The organism is Caballeronia sp. GAWG1-5s-s, assembly GCF_023631445.1.
In the GTDB taxonomy this organism is placed as follows: Bacteria; Pseudomonadota; Gammaproteobacteria; order Burkholderiales; family Burkholderiaceae; genus Caballeronia.
In genome coordinates, this window is the sequence record NZ_JALQDC010000046.1 from 1 (window position 1) to 24,498 (window position 24,498).

The 24,498-nt window shown below is 60.5% G+C and carries 16 protein-coding genes; 9 read left to right on the forward strand and 7 right to left on the reverse strand.

All coding sequences use genetic code 11. The features are described from left to right. Nucleotides 1–320: 320 nt before the first annotated feature. The 4 genes from NCR34_RS27510 to NCR34_RS27525 all read right to left on the reverse strand — a co-directional run bounded on the left by NCR34_RS27510 (nt 321) and on the right by NCR34_RS27525 (nt 4,425). Complete coding sequence (locus NCR34_RS27510; RefSeq protein ID WP_250501383.1) at nt 321–2,009, reverse strand: hypothetical protein; 1,689 nt, start codon at nt 2,007–2,009, stop codon at nt 321–323. Between the two features lie 132 nt (nt 2,010–2,141). Beyond that, nucleotides 2,142–2,681 (reverse strand): hypothetical protein, encoded by a 540-nt coding sequence (locus tag NCR34_RS27515; RefSeq protein ID WP_250501384.1) that lies wholly within the window; start codon nt 2,679–2,681, stop codon nt 2,142–2,144. Between the two features lie 20 nt (nt 2,682–2,701). After that, nucleotides 2,702–2,947 carry a peptidoglycan-binding domain-containing protein gene (locus NCR34_RS27520; RefSeq protein WP_250501385.1) on the reverse strand — a complete coding sequence of 82 codons (246 nt, stop codon included), beginning with the start codon at nt 2,945–2,947 and terminating at the stop codon, nt 2,702–2,704. 539 nt (nt 2,948–3,486) lie between these two features. Beyond that, nucleotides 3,487–4,425 (reverse strand): hypothetical protein, encoded by a 939-nt coding sequence (locus tag NCR34_RS27525; protein WP_250501386.1) that lies wholly within the window; start codon nt 4,423–4,425, stop codon nt 3,487–3,489. Nucleotides 4,426–5,124: 699 nt separating this feature from the next. On the opposite strand from NCR34_RS27525, the gene NCR34_RS27530 reads away from it, so the two are divergent. Further along, complete coding sequence (locus NCR34_RS27530) at nt 5,125–5,745, forward strand: hypothetical protein (protein WP_250501387.1); 621 nt, start codon at nt 5,125–5,127, stop codon at nt 5,743–5,745. Nucleotides 5,746–6,333: 588 nt separating this feature from the next. Here the strand turns inward: NCR34_RS27530 and NCR34_RS27535 are convergent. The 3 genes from NCR34_RS27535 to NCR34_RS27545 all read right to left on the reverse strand — a co-directional run bounded on the left by NCR34_RS27535 (nt 6,334) and on the right by NCR34_RS27545 (nt 9,480). Then, nucleotides 6,334–6,777, reverse strand: coding sequence for a MarR family winged helix-turn-helix transcriptional regulator (locus NCR34_RS27535; RefSeq protein WP_250501388.1), 444 nt, complete (start codon nt 6,775–6,777; stop codon nt 6,334–6,336). A gap of 28 nt (nt 6,778–6,805) precedes the next feature. Further along, a complete protein-coding gene (locus NCR34_RS27540; protein WP_250501389.1) occupies nt 6,806–8,713 on the reverse strand; it encodes an FAD-binding monooxygenase in 1,908 nt (635 codons plus the stop codon). Nucleotides 8,714–8,892: 179 nt separating this feature from the next. Next, entirely contained in the window at nt 8,893–9,480 is a 588-nt protein-coding gene (locus tag NCR34_RS27545) for a MarR family winged helix-turn-helix transcriptional regulator (protein ID WP_175943100.1), read from the reverse strand. 260 nt (nt 9,481–9,740) lie between these two features. Here NCR34_RS27545 and NCR34_RS27550 point away from each other — a divergent pair, with 260 nt between their 5' ends. The 8 genes from NCR34_RS27550 to NCR34_RS27585 all read left to right on the forward strand — a co-directional run bounded on the left by NCR34_RS27550 (nt 9,741) and on the right by NCR34_RS27585 (nt 23,426). Then, the gene (locus NCR34_RS27550; RefSeq protein ID WP_250501397.1) at nt 9,741–11,066 is read left to right on the forward strand and encodes an MFS transporter; all 1,326 of its coding nucleotides are present in this window, start codon (nt 9,741–9,743) and stop codon (nt 11,064–11,066) included. Nucleotides 11,067–11,250: 184 nt separating this feature from the next. Beyond that, nucleotides 11,251–12,225 carry a PDR/VanB family oxidoreductase gene (locus NCR34_RS27555; RefSeq protein ID WP_250501390.1) on the forward strand — a complete coding sequence of 325 codons (975 nt, stop codon included), beginning with the start codon at nt 11,251–11,253 and terminating at the stop codon, nt 12,223–12,225. A gap of 19 nt (nt 12,226–12,244) precedes the next feature. Beyond that, the gene (locus tag NCR34_RS27560; RefSeq protein WP_250501391.1) at nt 12,245–13,570 is read left to right on the forward strand and encodes a Rieske 2Fe-2S domain-containing protein; all 1,326 of its coding nucleotides are present in this window, start codon (nt 12,245–12,247) and stop codon (nt 13,568–13,570) included. After that, the gene (locus tag NCR34_RS27565) at nt 13,570–14,739 is read left to right on the forward strand and encodes a Gfo/Idh/MocA family protein (RefSeq protein WP_250501392.1); all 1,170 of its coding nucleotides are present in this window, start codon (nt 13,570–13,572) and stop codon (nt 14,737–14,739) included. Before NCR34_RS27560 ends, NCR34_RS27565 begins: the two co-directional genes overlap by 1 nt. A 37-nt stretch (nt 14,740–14,776) precedes the next feature. After that, a complete protein-coding gene (locus tag NCR34_RS27570; RefSeq protein WP_250501393.1) occupies nt 14,777–15,769 on the forward strand; it encodes an ABC transporter substrate-binding protein in 993 nt (330 codons plus the stop codon). Between the two features lie 246 nt (nt 15,770–16,015). Beyond that, nucleotides 16,016–17,404, forward strand: coding sequence for an MFS transporter (locus NCR34_RS27575; protein WP_250501394.1), 1,389 nt, complete (start codon nt 16,016–16,018; stop codon nt 17,402–17,404). A gap of 558 nt (nt 17,405–17,962) precedes the next feature. Continuing rightward, nucleotides 17,963–20,263 (forward strand): two-partner secretion domain-containing protein, encoded by a 2,301-nt coding sequence (locus NCR34_RS27580; protein ID WP_250501395.1) that lies wholly within the window; start codon nt 17,963–17,965, stop codon nt 20,261–20,263. A gap of 1,084 nt (nt 20,264–21,347) precedes the next feature. Further along, nucleotides 21,348–23,426, forward strand: coding sequence for a carboxypeptidase-like regulatory domain-containing protein (locus NCR34_RS27585; RefSeq protein WP_250501396.1), 2,079 nt, complete (start codon nt 21,348–21,350; stop codon nt 23,424–23,426). The last annotated feature ends 1,072 nt before the right edge of the window (nt 23,427–24,498 follow it).

Here is a 24,498-nt window from a genome sequence, read left to right on the forward strand (position 1 = left end):
TCTCATCTGCGTAATCGAACCGTTATCCGTGAGCAAGCGAATAGTCGCGTGCCGTGGGACGTTCCCGAAGTCCTCCGAAAGGCCCACCGTAGATCACGCGGCACGCATCACTACTGTCGCCGCCGGGCGTCCCAGCTGCGGAGGGCGAATCAAGCTTTACAGTGTGAACGGCTGTCCCACTTCTGAAGCGGTCATGTGGACTGCGGGAGCTCTAACGACAGAGAAGGGTCGGACACTGCCCCCCGCTTCGGGGCAGCAAGCGGAAATGACGCCGCAAATGCTCGCTGGTAGACATCTCGTTCGAGCGGAGCCGCATCACACTAATTTCCATGAACGCTTCGCAGAAGCGTGACAGCCTGGGAAACTTGTGCGGCAGACAGCGGTATGTTTCGTCTTTTTGCCGCGGCCTCTATACATTGGCGCGCCTGGCGATCGCTCAAAGGAAGCGCGGTATTGCCTGCATCGGTCATCGCGTGCAGGGCCACAACACTGACACTTTCATGGCGGCGCAGTAAGCCCGCGAGTAATCGGCTCAGCCTCTCTGCGCAAGCTTGAATCGCCGATGACGGTAGCTCTACGTCACTTGTTGACAAGCCTTCAGACAGTGCATCACGGAGGGCCTTTCGGCTAAGCTTCTCGTCTCGCGGCAGCGTAGCATCAAGAAGAGCAGCTTCGTCAGCTTCTATTTCGAGCGTAGATTCGAGCATTGGCATGATTTCGAAAACGAGCTCGCGATATTGGCGCTCTGCGTTCTGGGCCGGCTTGCCTCCCGGCGGAAGCAATTCAAGCAGCTTGCCTTTCGCATCTACGTCTGTATTGCGCGCGCGTGCTTCTATGACGTTTTGTGCTGCTGCCCGCAGTGCGACCAGGCGCTTATCGAGATCTTCTGTCGCGGGTGGGCGCACAAGGATGCCGCCGACGAACACAACTTGCGACAAGCCGAGTACTCCGAGCATCGCATCGGGGATGGAGAACGTTGCGAGATTAGACGCGCCATCAACAATTAGCGCCGTCGCAACGGATAAACTGAAAATGATGGTCTGCAGCTTGTAGACGTCAAACTCCCGGTTGGTCAGGACCAGGTCTTTCCACTCCGGCCCGCGCACCGTATCGTCAGCCAGAACGTGGTTCGATTGCAGCCAGGCCCAGTTGTCGAAAGAAAGCCGTGTCTTTGTGGTGTAGGTGATCTGGGATACCGTCGCGCCGAAACCGGATATGCCAAGGAGGGCGACGACCGTTGCCGACATATTGGCGAGCGTGCCGGTTCTCAACACCTGTGAGAGTACCAACGAGCCGATTACAAACGAAAACATCAGTACTTGCAGCTTCTGCACGCTGCCTTGGTTGAATGCGTTGGCGGCAAGCTGAATCGGATTGAGATAATCGAATTTTTGGAAAGGTTTCATCGCGAAGACCGACGGGTATTTTTCCGCCAAGCTCTTGCCCATTTCGAGACCTTCCAAAAGTTTCTTTCGCGATCGGGAGACAGCCGTGATGGCCAGCCCGTAGATGAGCAACGCGGCCGGAATCCACAGAAGCCCAACGAGGGGTGAACTGACGCTGACCTCAACCGGCGCCCAAGAGACCGGTGCGTTCCCTCGGCATTCGACGAGAACAAAGAATCGTCGGTGCCAAAGGGGAAAGCCGCCGCCTTCACGGTCGATGTCAAGATGAAGAACGACGCTTTTGTCGGGGGGATAATCCGGCAGTACTTTATCTGCAGTTTGCTCGACCGAGGCTACGCGGGCCCGATAAGGATGGCCCCGCTCGTAAGCGAGGAAATGCTGCGGAGTATCAGATTGTTTCTGTGCGCTGTAGGCGATGCGCGCGTCTCCCTCCGCTGGGAGAACTCGGGTCACCGGCGCTGCTGACGCTACCGTCAGGGATGGGTCTGTTTCGACCGACGGGAAGGTGCGTTTCATGCAGCTTGGCGGAGCACCCTCCGCATGCAAAGCGGCAAACGGTAACATCCACAGCCACACAACTATCGCCACGCGAAGGCCGGCCATTCTAGTCTCCGAAGAGATGTCACTGCATCCGTTCCTACCTGTCGAACGAATGCAATACGCGATACCTGCAGAGCGCAGTGGACGCCGGTTACAGATAGCGAGTCTTCGACCCCACCACCGACGAGTGCTTGCTCAGCCTGGAATCAGCGCCGAGCCGCGACGATAAGCGTCCTCAAAGCGGTCAAGACCGTGGCTTCCACCGTTCACAAGCAGGCGGGCTAGCCGAGTGTCGCCAGCTAGCAGCGCCTTCTTGATCGGCAACTCCTTGTCTGCAAGGAATAATGCAAGGAGGTGGGCCGCCACGGTTGTGTCGCCGGCGCGCTCAGGGCTGGCGACAAGGTCAATCGGAACGGGCAACCGGCGCCCGTACGTGGCATAGTTAGTTCGACCTGTCAGTTGGATGAATCCGCGGCCCTTGAACCTTTCGCCATCCGGTGCGCCCTTATTGCCGAGGTCCTTGCGGTTGTCGTAGAGATCGAAGGGATGCCCAGATGGCGACGTGTTATAGCGCGACCGCCCCTCGCTGATAGGCTCGAAGCATTCGACTTCAGCCCTCACCGTTGCAAGCGCCATCAATAGCATTGGCTTATCGGCTACCTTGTTGGTCGCGAGTGCAGATAGCAACTGTGGCAGATTCGCCTTGATGTTACAGATGGGCGTTGCCGGAAACATCCGACTAACCACCTCGACAGTTACGCCCGTGATCGGTGACGGTAGCGCGTTCGATTCGGCAAGCTGCAGTGCGAAAAGTGTTCGCGGCCCTGCCAACCCGTCGGGCAAAAGCCTTCACTTCGTTGGAAAGAAATGATTGCTGCAACGGTGCCCTGACCATATTCCCCGTCAATCGCGCCCGGGTTAAAGCCATGCTGCAGAAGTGCTTGCTGCAGCTCTTTGACATCGTCGCCGCTATCGCCCTGCTGCAGCGATTGCGAATTCATGGCGCTCTCCTCACGAGTTTCGCGTAGCGTTCGCCAGTTCCAGTTCAGACCATAGGCGATCGCCTGCGAAACGGTAAGCAGGTAATTCGCAAGTACGTTCGATGCCGTACACGGGTGCGCCGCCAATCCCGCGCACTCCGAACGACAGGACAGCAGACCGCATGACAAGCGTTCCGTCGGACACATCCAGACGTACTCTCTGGCTCAGCTGGAACTCGCGTCCCGCACACGTGCGGGCAGTTCAAGACTTGCGACGCTCGACAACGGGTAGGATCGGGTACCGGGACTATTAGGCGCACCCGGCCACTTTCTGCCGTTCGGCTGAGTCATGCGGTGGTCACTCGAACGGCCGGTCTTTTCGGCTCTGGCGGTTCGGCCCGCATTCGCACCCAATGCACGAGCCTCGAACTGGTTTCAGCCAACCGGACAGCAATCTCCGTTCGATGCAATGAGTTGTACCGTTGGCACGCTGAATGGATTTCGACCTGGTCGGCTGCCGATGCCGTGATGACGACAACAGCAGCATCGAAACTGCTGGTTCATTCTTTCTTGAGAGATTTCACGTTGTTCAATCTACCCCCCCGATAGGTCTTCAGATACGACGGTCGATCGATTTCAAAGCTTCCGGCCGCACTCACCTTGTCGATGACAGAATTCAAAAACTCAAACATCGGTGCTGCAGGGGATGTTTTGTTCTTCAACGCAGTGTCAAAAGTCAACTGCGCGTCATTTGCGAATCTACGCATTCCTAAAACTGCTATTTTATTCGGCTTTAGTTCGTCCATCTCCGCGAAGACTTCTATCTTTCCCTGCCGGACTTCCCATTTCATACGATAGGTGAATAGGTGCTCGCTACCGTTGGTAGGGCATGTGACTCCAAGCGCGATGTCGGTCCTCATCTCTTCAAGCGAGTTTTCGTCGAGCTTGTACTTTTTCGCCGACGAGAGGGCGGCGTTGACGGAATGATGCACAAAACCGCCTATCTGCTCAGCAGTGAGCAGTTCCGCGAAAGCAGAGGATGGAAACATATCCTCATCCCAAGTGTCGACACCTGCATTGTGCAGCAACGGATTGTGTTCGCAAGGCATTATCGCCCTATACGATCCCTCGACGCCCCATCGTTCGTTTTGAATGAAGGTTATGCGGAGCTGAGTCAGATGCTCCATAATCGCATTGATAATGTGTTGTGCCGTTAACGTGCTTCCAGCGATTGCGACAAAGCATTCTGTTTCTAGGTATATCGTCTGATAGCTATGAAAATATGCACCAACGAAGTAAGGTTTCCATAATTTTATCGGTATAGGATATATCTTTCGGAACCCACCGAGGAGCGTCTGCCCGGATTTGGACGACGTTATCGCACTGTCGGCGACGATAAATAAACCTGCTGGCTTTATAGACCTGCTCTCTGATTGCTCCTCGTCCCAAGAAGTTGACCAATCTTGTTCGAAGTCGTGTCCGAGTACAACCAATGTCATTGCGCTTCCTTTTTATAGTCGTTGGGGAACCGTCGCTCGTTGGCATCAATGCTCGTCTATCCACTTTTGATTGAGACACCTATCGTCGGCTGTGGCCAACTAACTGTCGACGGGACGATAGCAGATCGGACGACTGCTGTCCCTAAATGCGGAGGGCCGGGCGTGGATGAGCTGACCGGCCGGGAAGGGCGTGCGCAGTGACAAGGTGGTGCTATCTAGGCGAGTTTAAGTCCCGCCCGACAACTCGCTTCAGCCGGAAGCAACCGGAGCAGCTGCGGAGCCACGACGTGCCAACAGCTTGCATCAGATGTGATGCTGAACCGTAGCCACACTGACTGCTAAATCTTAAACAACTACCGCTCGGCTCACCCTTCCTCGAGTTGACAATGTTCCGTACGGCTTCTTGCGATCCGTCAGGCAAGAGTCGTTCCGGGAGCCGCTGAAAGTAACGTCCATGCGTATTTGGAGACAAACACGCTGTCGCGGTGATCACTGCGTCCAAAGACGATCAGATTTCGCGCCGAGCCTCGGCAATTGAAGCCGCTCGCGCGGCCGGTGAAACAAAGCGGACCTCTGCAACGATCTGCTCTGCAAGGCCGGAGTTGCGAAGTGTTCTCCCACGAACTAGCTTTGTTAGATCGACCGGCCCTCGCAAGCATCTTTTCTCCTCGCTTCGGTCGTCACTCCCCGGGGGAAACCATGGAGTTCCTAACGAGTGCGCTGAAGGCCATTCCAGCCATTTCCACCAGCCCTCTGGCGCTGATCGGTTTTGCGCTCACACTGGCTGCCTGGGTCTTCGCGGTCTTTCGTGCGAAACGTATGAAAATTCTGTTGCAGCGCCTCGCGGACATTCCAGAGGCAGATCGCGCGAGGCTTATTCAACTTGAACTTGGGGAGATACTGCCGGCCCGGATCTCAGCCCAGCAATGGATACGCGCACGCAGCCACCGCTACTTCCTGATTGCGTTCCTCGCTCTGCTCATTACTGTCAGCGTGATTGGGACCATTGCCATGATCCAAGGGGCTGAAAACGCCAGAACTGCGGACCAGGAACGCAGTCGGCAGGCTCAGCTTGAGGAGAAACGCCAGGCCGTACAGCGCAAGCGGGACACGCTCGAAAGTCGACTCCAGAGCATCGACCAGAGTATTGCCTACCAGGAAGACGAGTATCGACGTGGAGCGGCCGGCCTAGTGTACGCCCCAATCGATCAAAAAGATCTGGCGCTCCAAATCATGCAGAGCGCGGCCAAAGCAATTACAGATCTGAAGGCCGAGAGACAGGAACTCCAAAAGCAAATCGACGCGCTCCCCACCATCTAGAGTGAGACGACGCATGTAGTCCGACGGAAAGGTCGTGGCCATCTTTACCGTGGTCCCGTGGCTGCGGCAGCGAATGTGCATTCCGTTCAGGGCGTCGCTTGTATAACGCGCCGCGCTCGTTGGCTTCGACAAACTCGACCGTAGTCTTTGTACACGCGTGGGGTCGGTAGGCGGCTTCGCCGCTAGACCGACTTTTCCCAGTCCGGATTGAAGAGAGCTCGAACGCACGGCGCGTGTCCCTTGTGCCCTGGTGAGCCGCCGTCAAACTCAGGCCAGGCTGACCGTCTCTTGTGGGTCGCTAAGCGCCGACCGCGCCTCCCATACTGCTACGCGCTAGCGGAAGGTTCTACTAGCGGCCGTCAATCAACCAAGAAGATGCGACATGCGACAACTCGCTGTCAGAGCAGGTGGCGTACCGAACTGGTGCGGGATCTCGGAACGGTCGCTTTTCGCGAAGTTTCCGGGACACGCCGGCAACCTCCATTCCGCCTGGCCGGCTGGATGACGAAGCGAACCATGGGCGAAAAGCCCATCGTGCTCAGGCGTTAGATTTGAGCGCGTGATTGTCGAGAAGGCGGCGCGCCCGCGTCACGTTTCATCGATTGGCAGAAGCGCCGACAGCAGCCGCCTGAGTTCGAGGCATTCGCGCGGCGTGAGCCTTGCTGTGAGAATGCGCTCGACTTCCTCGACGCGCGGACGCAGCGTCGCAAGCTGCTTCTTTCCGGCCGGCGTGAGGAAAAGGACATAGCTGCGCTTGTCCACGGCATCGTCCGAGCGCTCGACAAGGCCATTGCGAACCATGCGCGCGACCAGATCGGCGATGGTCGATCGGTCCACGTCGAGCTCATCGCCGAGTTGCCGCTGATTGACGCCCGGCGTCCTGTGCAGCACTTCGAGCGCCGCGTACTGAACGCTCGTGATCTCAGCGGAAACCTCGGCGAGCCACACAGCGACATGGCGTTGCTGGGCACGGCGCACGAGACTGCCCGTATATTTCGACAGCGTATCGCGGTCGCTAGGTTTAGTCGGCAATTTGGCTACGTCAGGAGCAAGAGAAAGACTAAGCGAAGGCACGCGGAAAGATCGGCCGGAAGAAGCCTGCCAGTTCCGCGTAGGCGTCCAGTGGCAGGACGTGCGCGACGAACTGATCCGGACGGACCACGACGAGCGCGCCGCGATTGCGGTCGATTCCGCGCTCATCGAAGATATCAGTCACGGCGTCGCGGGTAAATATCTTCTCGTAGTCGACGAGTCCGTAGCGGCCCTTCTTCGGCAGCAGTAATCGCGGCATGTCTTCGAGTCGCACGTTGCGATGGTCGCGCTGCAGCACCGCGCGCAGGTCGAGCATGCTGTCGGGATCGGCGCCTTCCGGCGTCACGAGTCGCAGAACGGATTCCGGCGACGTCGCAAGGTGTTCACACAGCGCATGAAGCCCGGTTTCCTGTGCGTCGGCGAAGGCGTACAGACGCCAGCAGCCGTCGGCGCGCGCGACGTGCCCGAGTTGAATCGGCTTCGCATCCGCTGCGCGAAGCACGGCCGACGAGTGAAAGCGCATGCCGATCGCGAAGCCGCTCGCGAGCGCCTGATGAATCGGCTCGCCCGTCAGCATGGCCGGCCGGTAGCGGGTCGCGACGCCTGCCGTATAGCGACCGGCCCGCACGAAGTACGCCTGTAGTTCGGCCGGATCGACGCCACCGGCTTCAGGCCGGCTCGGGTCCTTGGGCGGCGCGGCCATCATCGCCGACCACTCCTTGTCGAAGTCGATGAGTTCCTGCGCAACGGGCTGGCGCTCGTCGGAATACGTGCGCAGGAGACTCGCATCGCTGAGTCCGTTCAACACCGCGCCGAGCTTCCAGCCGAGATTGAACCCGTCCTGCATCGAAACGTTCATGCCCTGACCGGCTTTCGCGCTATGCGTGTGGCACGCGTCCCCCGCGATAAAGACGCGCGGTTCGCGCGGCGTGCCGTCGGCGGCCAGGGCATCGTCGAACCGGTCTGTCAGACGCTGGCCGACCTCGTACACGGAAAACCACGCGACCTCCTTTACGTCCAGCGAATACGGATGCAGGATGCGCTGCGCCGTCGCGATTATCCGATCGACGGTCATCTGCTTGATGGCATCGCGGTTACCGGACGTGACCTCGCCGAGATCGACGTAGTAGCGAACGAGATAGCCGCCTTCGCGCGGAATGATGAGCAGATTGCCTTCGCTTGCGGACTGAATGGCCGCCTTTAGCCGGATGTCCGGAAAATCCGTGACCGCGAGCGCGTCCATGACGCCCCACGCATGATTGGCCGCGTCGCCGCGCAGCGTCTGGCCGATGGCCGCGCGCACGCGGCTGCGGGCGCCGTCGCAGCCCACGACATAGCGCGCGCGCACGGTGACGAGCTCGTCGAGGCGCGATGCGTCGGTGCGTCGCAACGTGACGCGCACCGGATGCTCGCCTTCGCTGTCACGCTCGTCGCGCTCGACGCTCACGAGTTCGAGATCATAGTCGGGCTCCAGCCGCCGCGGAGAGCGGCGCATGACATCCAGAAGATAGTCCTGCACTCGCGCCTGATTGACGATGACGTGCGGGAATTCCGACAGACCTGTTTCGGTGTCCTGAACGCGGCCGGTACGCTTGATCGCGCCGCGCTTGTCGGGATCGGGCCGCCAGAAGACCGTCTCGTTGACCCAATAGGCTTCGCGCAACAAGCGGTCGCTCAGGCCGAACGCATCGAACATCTCGACGGTGCGGCACGCGACGCCGTCGGCCTGACCCATGAGAAGCGGCCCGGAACGTCGTTCGACGATACGCGTATTGATTGCCGGGAACTGGGACAGTTGAGCCGCGAGCACAAGACCTGCCGGGCCGCTGCCGACAATCAGCACATCGACGGCCTCGGGCATGTCAGCGGTGTGCGCGACGGCGGCGGGTTCGATCGTCGGGTCGCCTGTGCGGAAGCCGTCAAGATGAAACTGCATATGTCTTCCCCTTCAGGAGCGTCTCGTTGACCGAAATATACTCCGTATACCAACCATTTGTCGGCGGATGTTTACCCTAATCATTGGCCGCGAAAGGGCGGCCTTGTTTCGTAAGCCAGGAGTGCCGGACGCTTGGTGACGACTCGCTTACTTGCTCGCCATTGCCGTCGAATCAGGCCTCAAGCATCCTCCAGACTCTCGCCACGTTCGGCGATCAGCTTGCCGATCTCGCGGGTCGACAACACTCGCCGGCGCGGATCCGTCGATTCCGACTCGTCTTCCGCCAGGTTTTCAATGATGGTGAGAAGCACCTTGCGCGCGACCTTGATATCCCGGTCACTCAGTCCGGTCACGCTGATTTCGTTGACTTCCTCGGCGAGCGGCACGAGCTTGTCTTTAAGAGCACGGCCCTCGGCTGTGAGATAGACGTGCGTGTTCTTCTTGTTCTCGGGGCGCTGCTGGCGCTCGACGAGTCCGAGCTTTTCCATCGCCGTCACGGCGGCGAACGTGGTGGGAGCCATGACGCCTGCCTGCTCGCTGAGTTCGCGCTGCGTGAGGCCGTCGCTTTCCCACAGGATGCGCAGGAACGTCCAGTGTCCGAACGACACCGAGTGCGCCGCGAGCCGCATCTGCAAGGCGCGGACCATCGAGCGTGTCGCGTCCTTCACGAGGTGCGCGAGACGGTCGTTCGGCACCGATTCGTGCCAGTGGCGCAGCATTTCGGCAGTCTCGCGCGGCGCGCCTTCCACAGTTTTCTTTCGTGTCATGACGAAGTTTTTCATCCGTGAGCGGGTTTCTTCTACATGATAGCCGGTGGGTCTCGTGCGTGACTGTCTGACCCGTGCGCAGGACATGTCGGTGCAAACCCGAGCTTGTTCGGCGCGGACGCTCTCCTTACCATAATCATTAGATCTCGAATAAAACGAAGGTGCAGGGCGGCCGCGCGAAGCCCGCGCGTGCCGGCGCATCGTCCTCATAAGCAGGGCAACGGAGACGTTTGGTGGCCAAATCCACAGTCACGCAATTCATGCCGGAATCGGACGCCACAACCGCGCGCGTCGAGGCCACGTATCAGAAGGTCACCTGGCGGTTGATGTCGTTCATTTTCGTGTGCTGGGTGCTGAATTATCTCGACCGCGTGAACGTCAGCTTCGCGCAATTGCATCTGAAGCAGGACCTCGGCCTGTCCGATGCCGCGTATGGCCTCGGCGTGAGCCTCTTTTTCATCGGCTATATCCTGCTCGAAGTGCCGAGCACGCTGTGGCTCAAGAAGATCGGCGCGCGCCTGACGATCTCACGCATCATGGTGCTGTGGGGCGGCATCTCCACCGCGATGGCCTTCATGACCACGCCGGCGCAGTTCTACATCGCGCGGATTATGCTCGGCGCGGCCGAGGCGGGTTTCTGGCCCGGCATCATCCTGTATCTGACCTACTGGTATCCGGGCGCGCGGCGCGCTCGCATCACGTCGCGCTTTCTGCTGGCGATCGCCGCGGCGGGCATCATCGGCGGGCCGTTGTCGGGCTGGATCCTGCATAACTTCGTGGATGTACTCGGCTACAAAAACTGGCAGTGGCTCTTCTTCCTCGAAGGCCTGCCCGCGCTCTTGATGGGCGTCGTCGCGTACTTTTATCTCGTGGACCGGCCGCAAGATGCGCGCTGGCTCGACGACGAGCAGAAGAAGATCATTCTCGATGCGCTCGCCGCCGACCGCGCTGAGAAGAAGCCCGCGAAACACTCGCGGCATCAACTGCTGGCGGCGCTGAAGGACCCGCGCGTGTATATCCTCGCGGCGGGGTGGGGCACGGTGCCTTTGTGCGGCACGATCCTCAATTACTGGACACCGACCATCATTCGCCAGGCGGGCGTCTCCAACGTGCTGAACGTGGGACTGCTGTCGGCGCTGCCGTACATCATCGGCGCGCTCGGCATGTTCGCGGTGGCGCGCAGTTCGGACGTGACGCTCGAGCGGCGCTGGCACTTCTTTCTGTGCACGGCAATTGGCGCACTCGGCGGCTTTCTGCTGCCGCTCGTGTCGGGCAATACCACAGCGGCCATTGTCTGTCTGGGCATGATCTCGATTTCCTACTTCGGCGCGGCGGCCATCATCTGGTCGATTCCGCCCGCCTATCTGTCCGATGACGCCGCCGCCGCAGGCATCGGCGCAATCAGTTGTCTCGGGCAGGTCGGCGCGTTCTGCGGCCCTATCGCGCTTGGCTGGATCAAGACGGTGACGGGCAGTCTCGCCATCGGGCTGGCGTCGATCGCGGCGATCGTCTTGATCGGCGGGCTCGCGGTGCTGATCGGCGTGCCCGCCAACACGCTGCGGGAGCACGCGGAAAAGCATTCCTGAGCACCGGATCTCGCAGCACGGGCGGCGTCTTCATCATGAAGGCGCCGTTTTTCTTTTGCGCCTCTTAACGCCGTTTGAGGGAAAACCCGCTTGTGCCGTAATGATTAGATATCTAACATAATAGACATGGAGATCGGCGCGGATGGACAGCGTCGATGGACCCGAAACAAGCGGGGGGAGGGATATGAAGGACTCGGTCAGCAACGAGTTGTCGTTCAGGACGGTCGTGGTGACGAAGAAGGACCAGGTGGCGGAAGGCATCTGCCGTTTCGAACTGCGCGATGAAGCCGGGCGGGCGTTGCCGGCTTTCACGGCGGGCGCGCATCTCACGGTGCGCGTGCCGAGCGGCGCGAACCGGAACTATTCGCTCTGCAACGACCCGGCCGAGACGGACCGCTACGTGATCGCCGTGAAGCGCGATGCGGCCGGCCGTGGCGGCTCGGTCAGCATGGCCGACGACGTTGCGGAAGGCGACCGGATCGACGTTTCCGAGCCGCACAACGAGTTCGGATTAAGCGAGCGGGCGCGCAGCTTCGTGTTCGTCGCAGGCGGCATCGGCATTACGCCGATCCTGTCGATGATGCGGCATCTGAAGGCGACGTCTGGTCCGCGGTTCAAGCTCTATTACGTATCGCGCAGCCCGGAGACGACGGCTTTTCTCGATGAACTCTCGAGCGCCGAGTGGAAACCGCACGTGGTGATTCACCACGATCACGGCGACCTCGCCAACGCTTTCGATTTCTGGCCAGTCTTCGAAAAGCCCGGCAGCGGCGCGCACATTTACTGTTGCGGTCCGCGCGCGCTGATGGACAGCGTGCGCGACATGACCGGTCACTGGCCCACCGGCACCGTGCACTTCGAGAGCTTCGGCGTGGACCAGTCGCGCGCGGCGGAGAACACGCCGTTCAACATCAGGCTGGAACGGACGGGCCGCTCTTTCGAGATCCCGAAGGACCGCTCGATCCTCGAAATTCTGCGCGACAACGGCATTCGGGCGCCGAGTTCCTGCGAGAGCGGCACGTGCGGGTCGTGCCGCACGACGCTGTGCGCTGGCGAGGCGGACCACCGCGACATGGTGCTCGGCGACGACGAAAAGCGCGATCACATCATGATCTGCGTGTCGCGTGCGAAAAGCCAAGAACTTGTACTCGATCTTTGAGAATTCCGGAGAAGCGTAAATGCTCACGCACGAAGAAAACGAATTGCTGTGCCGCGTAGAAGGCGATGCCCCGATGGGCCAACTGATGCGCCGTCACTGGACGCCCGTATGCCTCATCGAGGAAGTCAGCGAGCCGGACGGCGCGCCGGTCAAGGCTCGCGTATTCGGCGAAGACCTCGTGGTGTTTCGCGATACCGACGGCAATGTCGGCGTGATGGACGAGTACTGTCCGCATCGTCGTGTCTCGCTCGTGTACGGGCGCAATGAGGATTGCGGCCTGCGCTGCCTCTATCACGGCTGGAAGATGGACGTGAAGGGCAATGTGATCGAAATGGTGTCCGAGCCTTCGTGCAGCGACATGACGAAAAAGGTCAAACATAAGGCGTACGAAACGAAGGAATGGGGCGGCTTCGTGTGGGCCTACATGGGGCCGCAGGACGCGATTCCCGAGTTCGTGCCGCCTGCGTGGGCGCCGACCGAAGACACGCGCGTGAGCATCGCGAAGGCGATTCTGCCGTGCAACTGGGCCCAGATTCTCGAAGGCGCCATCGACTCCGCACACAGCTCCAGCCTGCATTCGTCGGACTTCGTGCCGGCACGCGTCGGCGGCGCGGAAGCGACCTCGAAGAACTGGCTGCGTCCGTCGACCGACAAGGCGCCGCGCTTGCAGGTGCATCGCACGGAATACGGCTTCCGGTACGCCGCATTGCGACGCCCGATCCAGAACGCCGCCACGCACGACTACGTGCGCTCGACGGTGTTTGTCGCGCCGGCCACCGCGCTAATTCCGCCGAACAATCTGTACAACGTCGCGAATATCAACGTGCCGTGCGACGACACCAGCACCGCGTTCTATTTCATGGCATGGGGCCATCCGGACAAGACGCCCGAGACCGAGACGTGGCGCAAGTTTCTCGGCCAACAGGTCGGCATCGATCTCGATGCTTGCTACCGGCCGCTACGCAATCACGACAACCGCTTCTGGCAGGATCGTGAAGCGATGAAAGCGGGCAACTTCACCGGCATCAAGGGCTTCCCGAATCAGGACATCGCGATGTGGCTGACCATGCGCCCAATCGCGGATCGCACCGAAGAGCGGCTCGGCGCAAGCGATGTCGCGGTGGTCGAATTCCGCCGCCGCATGCTCGATGCGTTGAAGGCGTTTCAGGCGGGCGAAGCGGCTATCGGCACGGGCGACAAGGCGATCCCGCGCAGTGTGTGCTCGTTTCAGGCGATGGTGCCGAAAGACACCGACTGGAAGCACTACCCCGCGCGACCCGTGTGGGTCGAGACGGCTGAGAAAGCCTCGCCTGAGCTCGAATCGAACTACCAGGTGCAGATCTGATGGAGAAGATTCGCCTCGGCATAGCGGGCCTCGGCCGTGCCTTTTCGCTGATGCTGCCGACCTTTCTCGCGGACGCGCGCGTGCAGCTGGTTGCCGCCTGTGATCCGCGCGAAACGGCGCGTGCGCAGTTCGAGGCCGATTTCGGTGCGCCGACCTTCGACGACATCGACGCGCTCGCCCGCCGGCCCGACATCGACGCCATCTACGTCGCGAGCCCGCATCAGTTTCACGCGGCGCATACGCGGATCGCGGCCGCGCACGGCAAGCACGTGCTCGTCGAGAAACCGATGGCGCTGTCGCTCGTCGAATGCGACGACATGATCGCTGCGTGCCGCGCGGCCGGCGTGCATCTGATCGTCGGACATTGCCACAGCTTCGATACGCCTTATCTGCGCACGCGCGAGCTGATTGCGTCGGGCGCGTTCGGCGCGGTGCGCATGATCCACGCGCTCAATTACACCGACTACCTGTACCGGCCGCGTCGTCCGGAGGAATTGAAGACCGAAGAGGGCGGCGGCGCGGTGTTCAGTCAGGCGGCGCATCAGGTCGATATCGTGCGGATGCTTGCGGGAAGCCGCGCGACCCGCATCCGCGCGGCCGTCGGCAACTGGGATGCGGCGCGTCCTACCGAAGGTGCGTACACCGCGACGCTGTGGTTCGAAAGCGGCGCTTTCGCCACGCTGTCCTATAACGGCTATGCGCATTTTGACTCCGACGAGTGGACCGGATGGATCGGCGAGATGGGACACCAGCGCAATGCCGATGAATACGGCGTCGCGCGCCGCAAGCTCTCGCAGGTGACGTCACCCGATGAAGAAGCGCGTCTGAAGGCAGCGGGGACTTACGGCGGAAAAGCCTATACGCCTGTCTCCCGAGCGCCCGATGCGCGCCGGCATCAGCACTTCGGCCCGATCATCGTGTCGTGCGAACGCGGCGATTTGCGGCCCTTGCCGCATGAAATCGTGATGTACGGGGACGAACGGCGCGAGCGCCTCGAACTCGAGGCGCCGGGCGTGCCGCGCGCGGAGGTCATCGACGAATTGATCGGCGCGGCGCACGGCGGTATCGCGCCGCTGCACGATGGCGAGTGGGCACGCGGGACGCTCGAGATTTGCCTTGCGATGCTTCAATCGAGCGCCGAATCGCGCGATGTGCTGATTAGTGGCTGATGAGCGACGAAACAACCAATACTAGGAAACGTGGATTATGGCGAAGCTGAACCTCTCTATTGCAGTGGGCAACTACGATCGCATGCGGCCGCTGGTCGACGGCGAAGTGCAGATCGACGGCGTCGATCCCGTCTTCATGCTGCAGGACCCCGAAGAGATTTTCTTCCGCGCCTTCCGCCATGCCGATTACGACATCTGCGAACTGTCGCTCTCCAGCTACAGCGTAAAGACCGCGGCGGGCACGAGTCCGTATATCGGCGTGCCGATATTTCCGTCGCGCGCTTTCCGCCACACGTCGATCTACGTGCGCAACGACCGCGGCATCGAGACGCCGGCCGACCTGAAGGGCAAGCGCATCGGCGTGCCCGAGTATCAGCTGACCGCCAACGTGTGGGCGCGTCTGTTCCTCGAAGAAGATCACGGACTGAAGCCGTCGGACGTCACGTGGGTTCGCGGCGGGTATGAGGAAGCAGGCCGTCTGGAGAAAATCAGTCTCAAGCTGCCCGACGACGTGCGCCTGGAAAACGCGCCCGAGAACCAGACGATCTCCGGCATGCTCGCGTCCGGCGAGATCGATGCGCTCATCGGGCCTCGCGCGCCGTCGTGCTTCACGAATGGTCATCCGAACGTGAAGTATCTCTTCGACGATCCGCAGAAAGCCGCCGCCGACTGGTACTCGCGCACGAAGCTCTTTCCGATCATGCATCTGCTGGGCGTGCGGCGCACGCTGGCCGAGCAGCACCCGTGGCTGCCGGGCGCGGTGGCAAAGGCCTTCGAGAAGAGCAAGGCGATCGCACTCACGAAGTTGAGCGATACGTCGGCGACCAAGGTCACGCTGCCTTTCGTCGAGGAGCAATTGCGCAGTGCGCGCCGGCTGATGGGACACGACTTCTGGCCGTACGGCTTCGAGCCGAACCGGCATGTGCTGTCGCGGTTTCTGAAGCGCCATCACGAAGAAGGCTTGTCGAGCCGCCTGCTGGAGCCGGAAGAATTGTTTCATCCCGCTACGCTCGAAACGTTCAAGATTTGAGGCTTGGTGTTGCTCTTCGTTGCTTTCCGCCTCGCTCGCTGCGCCGTGGCGCTGGGTGCATGAGCGAGGCAGCATGATTCTCGAAACAGACAATGAGAATAGCCACGATGACCCGGCTGAGCGCGGCGCAAGGCGCCCGAGCGCCCGGCATGGGCGAACGACATCGGGTGCGATGACCGGCAACGCATCGCGGATGATTGCAGCAGTGCTGGATAAAACGAGCCGCAAGCGGCCACGGGAGACATGATGCATGCACCGCACCCAGACGACGACACGCGCAGCGTCGTCCTGCAGGACCTCATCAATCAGCGCGGATTATCGCGATTCCAGATGGTCACGTTCCTGCTCTGCTTTCTGATTCTCGTGCTCGACGGCTACGACACCGTCGTGGTCGGCTATATCGCGCCGGCGCTGAAGGCGCACTTCGGCGCCGCGCCCGCGCAGCTCGCACCGATGTTCGGCGCAGGGCTCTTCGGGCTGACGCTCGGATCGTTCGTCTTCGGCCCCGTCGCGGACCGCTTCGGACGCAAACGGACGCTTATCGCGTCGATCGCGGTGTTCGCGCTGTTTAGCCTCGCCTCGGCGTGGGCGAATTCCATCGGCATGCTGATCGCGTTGCGCTTCCTGACCGGTCTCGGACTGGGCGGCGCCATGCCGAATGCGTACACGCTGGCGGCGGAATATTGCCCCGACCGCCTGCGCTCGACGCTCGTCGCGCCCATCGGATGCGGGATCGCGGTCGGCGGCGCGCTCGGAGGCCTCGTCGCGTCGCGCATGATTGCGGCATTCGGCTGGCAATCCATGCTCGTTTTGGGCGGCGTTCTGCCGCTTCTTGTCATCGCCGTGCTGGCGCGCTGGCTGCCCGAATCGCCGCGCTACCTCGTCGCACGGGGCGGCAGGCAAGCGCAGGCGCGCGAGATCCTGCGACGCATCGCGCCCGAAGTCGCGTTGGATAAGGTGGCGATCACGCTCGGAGAGAACCGCGTGCAGGGCCAGCCTATCCGCGAGTTGCTGCGGCCGGGCGTGGGCGGCGGCACGCTATGGCTCTGGACCACGGCGTTCATGGCGCTTTTCGTCATCTACTTCCTCGGGAACTGGCTGCCGACGCTCATTCAGCAGAGCGGAGTCTCGTTCCATAACGCGTCGCTGATGACGGCGCTCTATCTCACCGGCAATAGCCTCGGCGCGATCCTGCTGGGGCTGCTGATGGACCGCATGAATCCGCAGTACGTGCTATGCGGCGCCTTTCTCTGCGCCGCGATCAGCCTCGCATCGTTCGGTCATCTGTCCGGCATGCCGGCTCTGGCATTGCTGGCGCTTTTCGTCACCGGCGTGGGCACGGGCGGCACGATGACGGGCACGAACATTCTCTCGGCAGGCTACTACGGCACGGCGGCACGTGCCACCGGCGTGGCCTGGACGCTCGGCATGGGCCGCATCGGCTCGATCGTCGGGTCAATGATCGGCGGCGCGATGCTGGCCGCGCACTGGGGAGCGAAGTTCATCTTCGGCGCAGTCGCTGCGCCGCTCGTTATCGCGGCCTTGAGCATTCTTGCACTGGCGCGTTTTCGTTCGCGCCGCGCCGATGCCGACATGGCGGAAGAGGGCTTGGCGATCGAGTCACCCGGAAGGTGACCCGGGCCTGGTGATTCCGTTCTGAAAGCTCAAAGCGCGGGGGACAGCCACCTGCAGACGATGAAGCGTCTGCCGATTTGCCCATGCAGGTCGTCCGCGCGGGAGAGGACGCGACCTCCGGACGGACAAACTGGTCGCCCAAATCGACGCATATGTCGAAGCGCGCAAGATCGTTGGGGGCGCATCGTGGAACGGCGATAAACCATTACCATCCGTCCTTTTGCGGCCATCCTCATCCGTTCGCCGACACTGTGCTCCGGACGCTTCGGACGTCGGATTTCCATTCGTCTTGCGACGTTCGCATGCACGTCGTAGGAGCATAAATTCAGGCCTGAGGGGCGCGCACCTTCCGATGTTGACGCTGTGCGAAATCCTTTTTGCAAGCGTGGACCGCTGCACGCCTAGAAGCGCGTCCGAGGCATACATAATTGTGCCTCCTATCATGACGACATGGATGCCGCAGACTGGTCACGCAGGCCACTCGATAAGAAAAGATGTTGTTGAAATCCGGTGCATTCCTCCTAAGCTGACAGTTATCGCCCGCCCTCTGGAGGCAGCATGCGCGATCTTCCTTTTGTCCACGTCAAGCGATGCACGTTGGTTGTCCTCATTGCATTCGCCATCGCCGGACATGCAGCGGGCCCACTTCCACAGAACGGTCGATTTGTCGCGGGCTCCGGCGTCATCACGCAGTCGGCAGGTGCCGTCAACATCACGCAGAACACGACGCGCGGAGTTATCGACTGGCGAAGTTTCTCGATTGGACCCGGTAACCGAGTCGACGTGAATAACGGTTCGGGCACGACGCTCTCGCGTGTGACCGGTACGAGCGCTTCGCGTCTTGACGGCGCGCTCTCGGCCACCGGAAGCTTTTATCTCATCAATCCTCAAGGCGTGGTGATCGGGCCTTCGGGGGTTGTCACGACGGGTGGACGCTTCGTTGCATCGACGCTGGACGTCGACGATGGCGCTTTCATGGCGGGCAACGGCAAACTTCAGTTTACCGGCACGAGCGATGCAGTCGTCGTCAATCTGGGGGCCATTGGTTCAAGCGGCGGCGACGTCATCCTTATCTCTCGCGCGATGACGCTCAACGCAGGCACCATCGACGCGCCGAAAGGCACGGCGGAACTCGTCACCGGAAACGCGGTGTTGCTCCAAGACGCAACGGCAACAAAGCAGGTCTTCGTGCAGGCGGGCGCTCAGGGTGACGTGGTGAATGCCGGTTCGGTCCGAGCAGCGCAGATTCAGCTCAATGCCGCGGACGGTAATGTGTTCGCCCTCGCGGCGCACCACGGAGGAATACGCGCAACCGGCACTACGGTGCGCGATGGCCACGTTTGGCTGGTGGCATCCAATGGTGATGTGCAGCAAACCGGAGGCGTCGCTGCGAGGGACGCCGACGGCAGCGGCGGCACGTTGGACACCAATGGTCACACTGTGCACCTCGACGGCGCGCGCGTACGAGCGGCTCAATGGAATGTCGACACGGATACCTTCGACGCTAGTCCAGGCAACATAATCGCACTCGCACGCAGTCTTTCCGGCGGCACCTCAGTGACATTGAGCACGAGCGGCGACATCGGCATGAACACGACACTGCGCTGGCACGGCGATGCATCCCTGACACTTGCGGCCGGCCATTCCGTGCTGCTCGGACCCAATGCGACGATATCCAACCGGGGGGCAGGCAACCTCACGCTGCGCGCGGACGGGAAGGGTATCGACAATGGCGGCGGCGTGGTCAATGCGGGGACAATCGACTGGTCGAAGAGCAACGGGTCGGTCGCAGCGATGTATGACGGGAATGGGGCACATCAGCCTGGCACCGTGCGCACAAATGCTGCGTGGAAGGCCCCTGAGTTCAGCGGGCTCAAGATGCAGGTGACGGGGTACCGTCTCGTCAACACGCCGTCCGAACTGAAGAACATTTCAGGCGATCTGGTGGCTAATTATGCGTTGGGGCGCGATATTCAAGTTAGCGGCACGTATGTGCCGATTGCCATAAATAACACCAAGGGCTTTACGGGTCAGTTCGACGGCTTAGGCCATGCGATCAAGGGGCTTAACTTTTCCGGCAGTTACTACGACTTCAATGACCTGCAAGGGCTGTTCGCGACGATAGGCGCGTCGGGCGTGGTCCGCAATCTCTCGATCAAAGACGCGACCGGAGATTCGGGCGCGAGCCTGCTAGGGGTCGTCGCCGGTCAATCGGCGGGACTTGTCACGAACGTCCGCACAACGGGCACGATGTTTAGCCAGGTCATCGGCGCAGGCGCAATCGCGGGCGTGGTGGGAAAGAACACCGGCACCGTCTACCGCGCCACTTCCGACGTCTCCATGAGCGCGCAAGGTTCAATGGCCGGCATCGCACTCCTCAACGACGGACTCGTCGCGCAATCTTTCGCAAACAATGACTCTGGTGGCGGGTCGCACTCTCACGGCGGGGGCGTGGTCGGCTACAACAGTGCGACCGGGATTATCCGTCAGTCGTACGCGACCGGCTCTGTGGGCGGCGTGACCGCCGGCGGCATTGTCTTGTCCAACGAAGGGCGCATCGAACAATCTTTCAGCGCGACGTATCTGCCCGACATGCTACCAGGGTATGTCGGCGGCATCGCTTTGCGCAATTCGGGCAGCATTGGGAACGACGTCTATTGGGACAAGCAGGTGAGCGGCGTTACCGTAGGGGTTGCCGACGGCACAGCGGTACCTACCGCGAGCGGCCTCACAACCGCGCAGATGACCACCGCTTCGAGCTTCGCGCCGAGCTATAACTTCGGACCCGGTGGCGCGTGGACGCTCCTGCCAGGAGTCGGTCATCCTGTGTTGCGGTGGGCAGTCGAAACCCGCCAGTGAAGCAGTGAAGGCCTACCGACCATCTCGGGTGGCAATGCGAACTTGTAGGTTGACGCGATCAGCTGCCGAGCAGCGCGCTCGCACGACGTTCCGCGGTCGGCCAGTTTGAGACGTTCGCCTGGTTTTGCAACCGTCGCTCTAACGGCGGCTCCGCTCCGAAACCTGCCCGTTGCTCTACTCTCGCATCGGCTATTGCGACATTGTGCCGGTTGCGCTCGACATCAGCAGCTTGGGCGACAGTTGACATTGGCGGCGTCCGCGCCTGCAAGACAGCAATTGCCAGCATCAGCGAACTCGCGACTATTAACGGCCGTTCTAAGTGCGGAACCGGGAGAGCGGTGACGCGGCGATGGACCGCCTTCGATCATTTCGGGCAATCGGCAGCCGCATTCCTGTTTGTGCTCACCGTTCACAGCATCTGTCGGAGTTTAGGCGAACAAATTGCACAAGTCCCAAGTAAAGAAACGAATGCGCTTTTTAGTCTCTTCCTTCATTCGTGTGTATCTCTAGTCTTCCTGTGTGCGATAACGAACAATTGAAGACTTCGTCGCGGATCACACTGTGTCGTCGACCGAATCGACCTTAGGAGCTCAACATGAGAGAAATCGTGTTCTCTAAGGTGTCTGCCTTCTTGTTGACGGCCCTTCTGTGTGCATGCGGGGGCGGCCATTCGGACTCCAATTCAGGGTCGCCGTCGACACCAGCGAGTACCCCGACGACTCCTACTCCTCCGACATCAAACCCGCCACCCACGGCGCACGCGCTCCCGCCAATAACGGCCGAAGCTGCAGATGTGGTCGCAACTGGCATGGCCGCTAGCTCAATCATTTCGAGTACGAACGTTCTTGCGGCCATTGTTAGTAGTGGGACACTTAGATTTGCGACTAATTCCGATAGCGGTGCCGACCTGGCAGCCGAAGTAAAGTTCTCGACCGCCGACGGAAGCACATACACTCAGCCCATCGTGGTGAACAGTGCACGGCCGATTTCCACTGTTCCGACCGTAGAAGCAGACGAGACAGGCGCTGCGCCAGTCGTATCAGATTCCTTCACCGTCACTGGCCTCGCCGCCGGAAATCTACTCGTGGCAAACAGTGGCGCAGTTTCTATCGCTCTCAAGGGCGCTCCGGCCATTTCGCCGTCTCACACCGCTGTACTGGTTAACGCGGCAGACGGCGTCAGCACCTTCCAAACCGATGCCACATCCTTCTTCAGTTACGACGCAAACGCCAACTCGCTAGTCATGAGCGCATCGAACGCGTCGAAGCTGTTCGCCGCAGTGCCCATTGGCTTACTCTCGTTGGACGTCACCGTCTCGGATGACAGCTATTCATTCACTCGCGCGTACAACATTCTTTTCAGCAAAGCGACGGCTGTTCTGAAGGGTTCCATTGTCAATGACGCAGGATCGCCGGCGACGAACTATTCGGGTCGCTATGTCGATATCGTCGGATACGCCAGCAAAATTCGTCGAGTGGCGACCGTCTCAGCCTCCGGTACGTTTGAGGTGGGACCGCTCCCCCCGGGAACGTACGAGGTCTCGATCGTAGACCTTGCCAGCCCGAAGGTCGTCATTGGAACCGCAGTTTTGAGTCCGACAGACACTGCGGTTCAGTTCACGCTAACCGCCCCTTCCGCTGCCGCTGCGGCAGGTGCGAAGGCTATCCAACGCAGCCAGGCTCATTCGTCAGGAAATGGCGCGGCGCTTCCTTCCCGTTCGGTTGATGGCGGCGCAAGCGCGGCTGCCCACAACACAGTCGTTGCGGGTTGTGGGTCGGCCAACGGAGTCTTTTCCGTTTCTTCGTCGGCACAGAACGATACACAGGAGTGCCCCATCTCCTACACAGTACCTCAAGGAACTTCACAAGTTGCCGTCGATGTCACCGTGTCGTCGACCGAGTATCCCGTCTACACCGCCAATCCGGCCAATCCGTTTAACGACACTTATTCTTATTCGATCTTGAATCTTCCTAGTACTGTCATTCAAGGCGCAAATGCCGTCAATAACACGCACAGGACGACAGGCGTCGTCAAGAAGCATCAATGTGTCGACGTTACAGCCGCAACGAAAGGGGCCCCGCTCACGATCACCGGTTCGATTACATCCACCAATGTCGGAGACAGCGCGCTGCCGACTACAGTCGCGGTCAACATTGCCTTGACGTGCGGCGGCATCTCAGTGACTGACGCGCAGTTCAAGTCGCCCAATACAAAGGGATTCAACATAATTGCGCCCAAGAACATCGGCGGAAATATCGACGGGCGCTATGTCAGCACGCCGATAGCTGCAGCCCAGAACGCATGGGGCATGCCGATTACAATCAAATATTCACCTGCTACTGCTTCCATCTCAAAGATAGCCATTGCCGCCGTGAGGGATGGGGCGACCGTTCAACTGGGCGACGTCGCGGGACAAGCCACCATCTCCGCCGGACAGATTTCAATACCAAATTGGATTGTTTCGCCACTGAACCTCGCCGTCTCGGCTAGTCAAGTTCAGTTCACCGTGACTTTGACTGGCCAAGTTGACGGGAAGGATAGTACATCCGACCCGGCGACGATTTCCTTCAAAGGCGCCGACTATTTTGTGCCTCTTTTCTTGGCCAACGAAACTCCGCAGCTCGCAGCGCGGCGAACAAATGGCCTTCGCGATGTGGGCGGCGATTCCTGGGCGACGTCGGCTACCATCGCGTGGCTGCTAGGCAAGCCATATCGATTTGACGATATTTCCGGACTTCACATTGCACAGAACGGCACCAGGTCGGCGCTCGGCCATGCAGGCCACTCTGACGGGGCACAGATAGATATGCGATACAGCGATGGCAGCGGCGGCTACTCAGACGGCATGGGAGGACAGGGCAGCGGAGCTCAGATTCGTGCCGCCGCTATGGCTGCCCGAGTTGAAAATCCGCCCGGACCGAAGCTCGCCTTGATTTCCAAGTGGATCAAGGACAACCGAACGATGATCGAGAACGAGAGCCCGACAGCAAGATCGATATACTTCGGAAAGGACTGGATGGCCAAGTTGTTAGTGAACGGAGCGTTTGAGGACGGCACGCCTGTAGGGACGGTGGGTACGTGGAAGACCAAGCCAGGTAATGCTTCGCCACAAGATTCTCATTTGGACCATTGGCATATCAGCTTAAAGGTTGCTCATGGCTGAGGCCGACAGCATCGCAGCTTGGCGACAACCCGGCTAGCTCGCAGTCAAACGTGCCGCTTCGCGACGCTCAAGCGGCACGTCGGCAAGACGCCGCTAGTCGGCCTTCAGCCAGCTGAGAAGGCGCATCGGCGCATCAAAGCATCAAAGTGCGTCTGAGACAGTAGTGCCTACGGCCGCACTGTTCCATCGCCGTTGACTTACTCCGGGGCATCTGTTATCTCGCGCCCATCGGCCTGCTCGCCTATTCTCTTTGCTTGGTTTGGATTCATCGCCGTTCTCCGCGTTTTTCCTGCCAACTGACGGGGCAGATGGCTCCAACCGAGCGTGCACCGTTCTCTCCAACCAAATTGCGCAAGCGGAGACGATGCCCTGTGAGTGTCGTACTACCCACCTGTAACGACAATTCGCGCTCACGTAACTTTTGACAGGCTGTTGGTCCCTAATTCGCGACTTTGATCCGCTGGATTGCTGGCGTTGAGAAGAGCTTCGTCGACCGCGAGCGACTGTCCGTTGCAGTTCATCAAGGGACGTCCGTCATACCGTGTGTCGGACGGCTGATGAGGGTCGGGTACGGTCCTCCCTCGTGAGACGGCTCCCGGCCAATGATGCGACGCTCGTTCAGCGTCGGAATATGGCTGGAAGTTGGCGCCTCTGGGTCATCGGCCGTGCGGGAATAGGGCAACGCCGAAAGGCTTAGCCGGTGCGATCCAGCCTTCAGGCCTCGGAGTGTCGCATCGGGTCGACTTCGGCGCATCCCCTCGGGCGCCGTCTGGATCGTCTATGATGACTGTCCTGCACACGTACGCCGGGAATACATGAAGTACGCCTGCCCGGCCGCGTGTCTTCGCCCTGCCTCCTTAAGCGGACCGCGGACAGCGGCGAGCCGCTCGCAGATTACTTCGCCGCGTTCTGCCCCACCCGACCTACGATCGTCAACAGACGACGACTCTTTCATGCACGCTCATCAATCGCCTAGCAACGCGCTAGAACAAACTCTTCGAAAAAGTGGCATTGATGCGATAGGCCATGCCGGCTGGGGAACGCACTTTTGCCACTTTTACGAAACGCGGCA

Excerpts from the sequence above, each read along its gene's own strand:
- NCR34_RS27520 (WP_250501385.1), bottom strand. The coding sequence starts at position 2,947 with ATGAATTCGCAATCGCTGCAGCAGGGCGATAGCGGCGACGATGTCAAA.
- NCR34_RS27580 (WP_250501395.1), top strand. The coding sequence starts at position 17,963 with ATGCGCGATCTTCCTTTTGTCCACGTCAAGCGATGCACGTTGGTTGTC.
- NCR34_RS27570 (WP_250501393.1), top strand. The coding sequence starts at position 14,777 with ATGGCGAAGCTGAACCTCTCTATTGCAGTGGGCAACTACGATCGCATG.
- NCR34_RS27515 (WP_250501384.1), bottom strand. The coding sequence starts at position 2,681 with ATGTTTCCGGCAACGCCCATCTGTAACATCAAGGCGAATCTGCCACAG.
- NCR34_RS27540 (WP_250501389.1), bottom strand. The coding sequence starts at position 8,713 with ATGCAGTTTCATCTTGACGGCTTCCGCACAGGCGACCCGACGATCGAA.
- NCR34_RS27530 (WP_250501387.1), top strand. The coding sequence starts at position 5,125 with ATGGAGTTCCTAACGAGTGCGCTGAAGGCCATTCCAGCCATTTCCACC.
- NCR34_RS27525 (WP_250501386.1), bottom strand. The coding sequence starts at position 4,425 with ATGACATTGGTTGTACTCGGACACGACTTCGAACAAGATTGGTCAACT.
- NCR34_RS27510 (WP_250501383.1), bottom strand. The coding sequence starts at position 2,009 with ATGGCCGGCCTTCGCGTGGCGATAGTTGTGTGGCTGTGGATGTTACCG.
- NCR34_RS27545 (WP_175943100.1), bottom strand. The coding sequence starts at position 9,480 with ATGACACGAAAGAAAACTGTGGAAGGCGCGCCGCGCGAGACTGCCGAA.
- NCR34_RS27575 (WP_250501394.1), top strand. The coding sequence starts at position 16,016 with ATGCATGCACCGCACCCAGACGACGACACGCGCAGCGTCGTCCTGCAG.
- NCR34_RS27550 (WP_250501397.1), top strand. The coding sequence starts at position 9,741 with ATGCCGGAATCGGACGCCACAACCGCGCGCGTCGAGGCCACGTATCAG.
- NCR34_RS27560 (WP_250501391.1), top strand. The coding sequence starts at position 12,245 with ATGCTCACGCACGAAGAAAACGAATTGCTGTGCCGCGTAGAAGGCGAT.
- NCR34_RS27565 (WP_250501392.1), top strand. The coding sequence starts at position 13,570 with ATGGAGAAGATTCGCCTCGGCATAGCGGGCCTCGGCCGTGCCTTTTCG.
- NCR34_RS27555 (WP_250501390.1), top strand. The coding sequence starts at position 11,251 with ATGAAGGACTCGGTCAGCAACGAGTTGTCGTTCAGGACGGTCGTGGTG.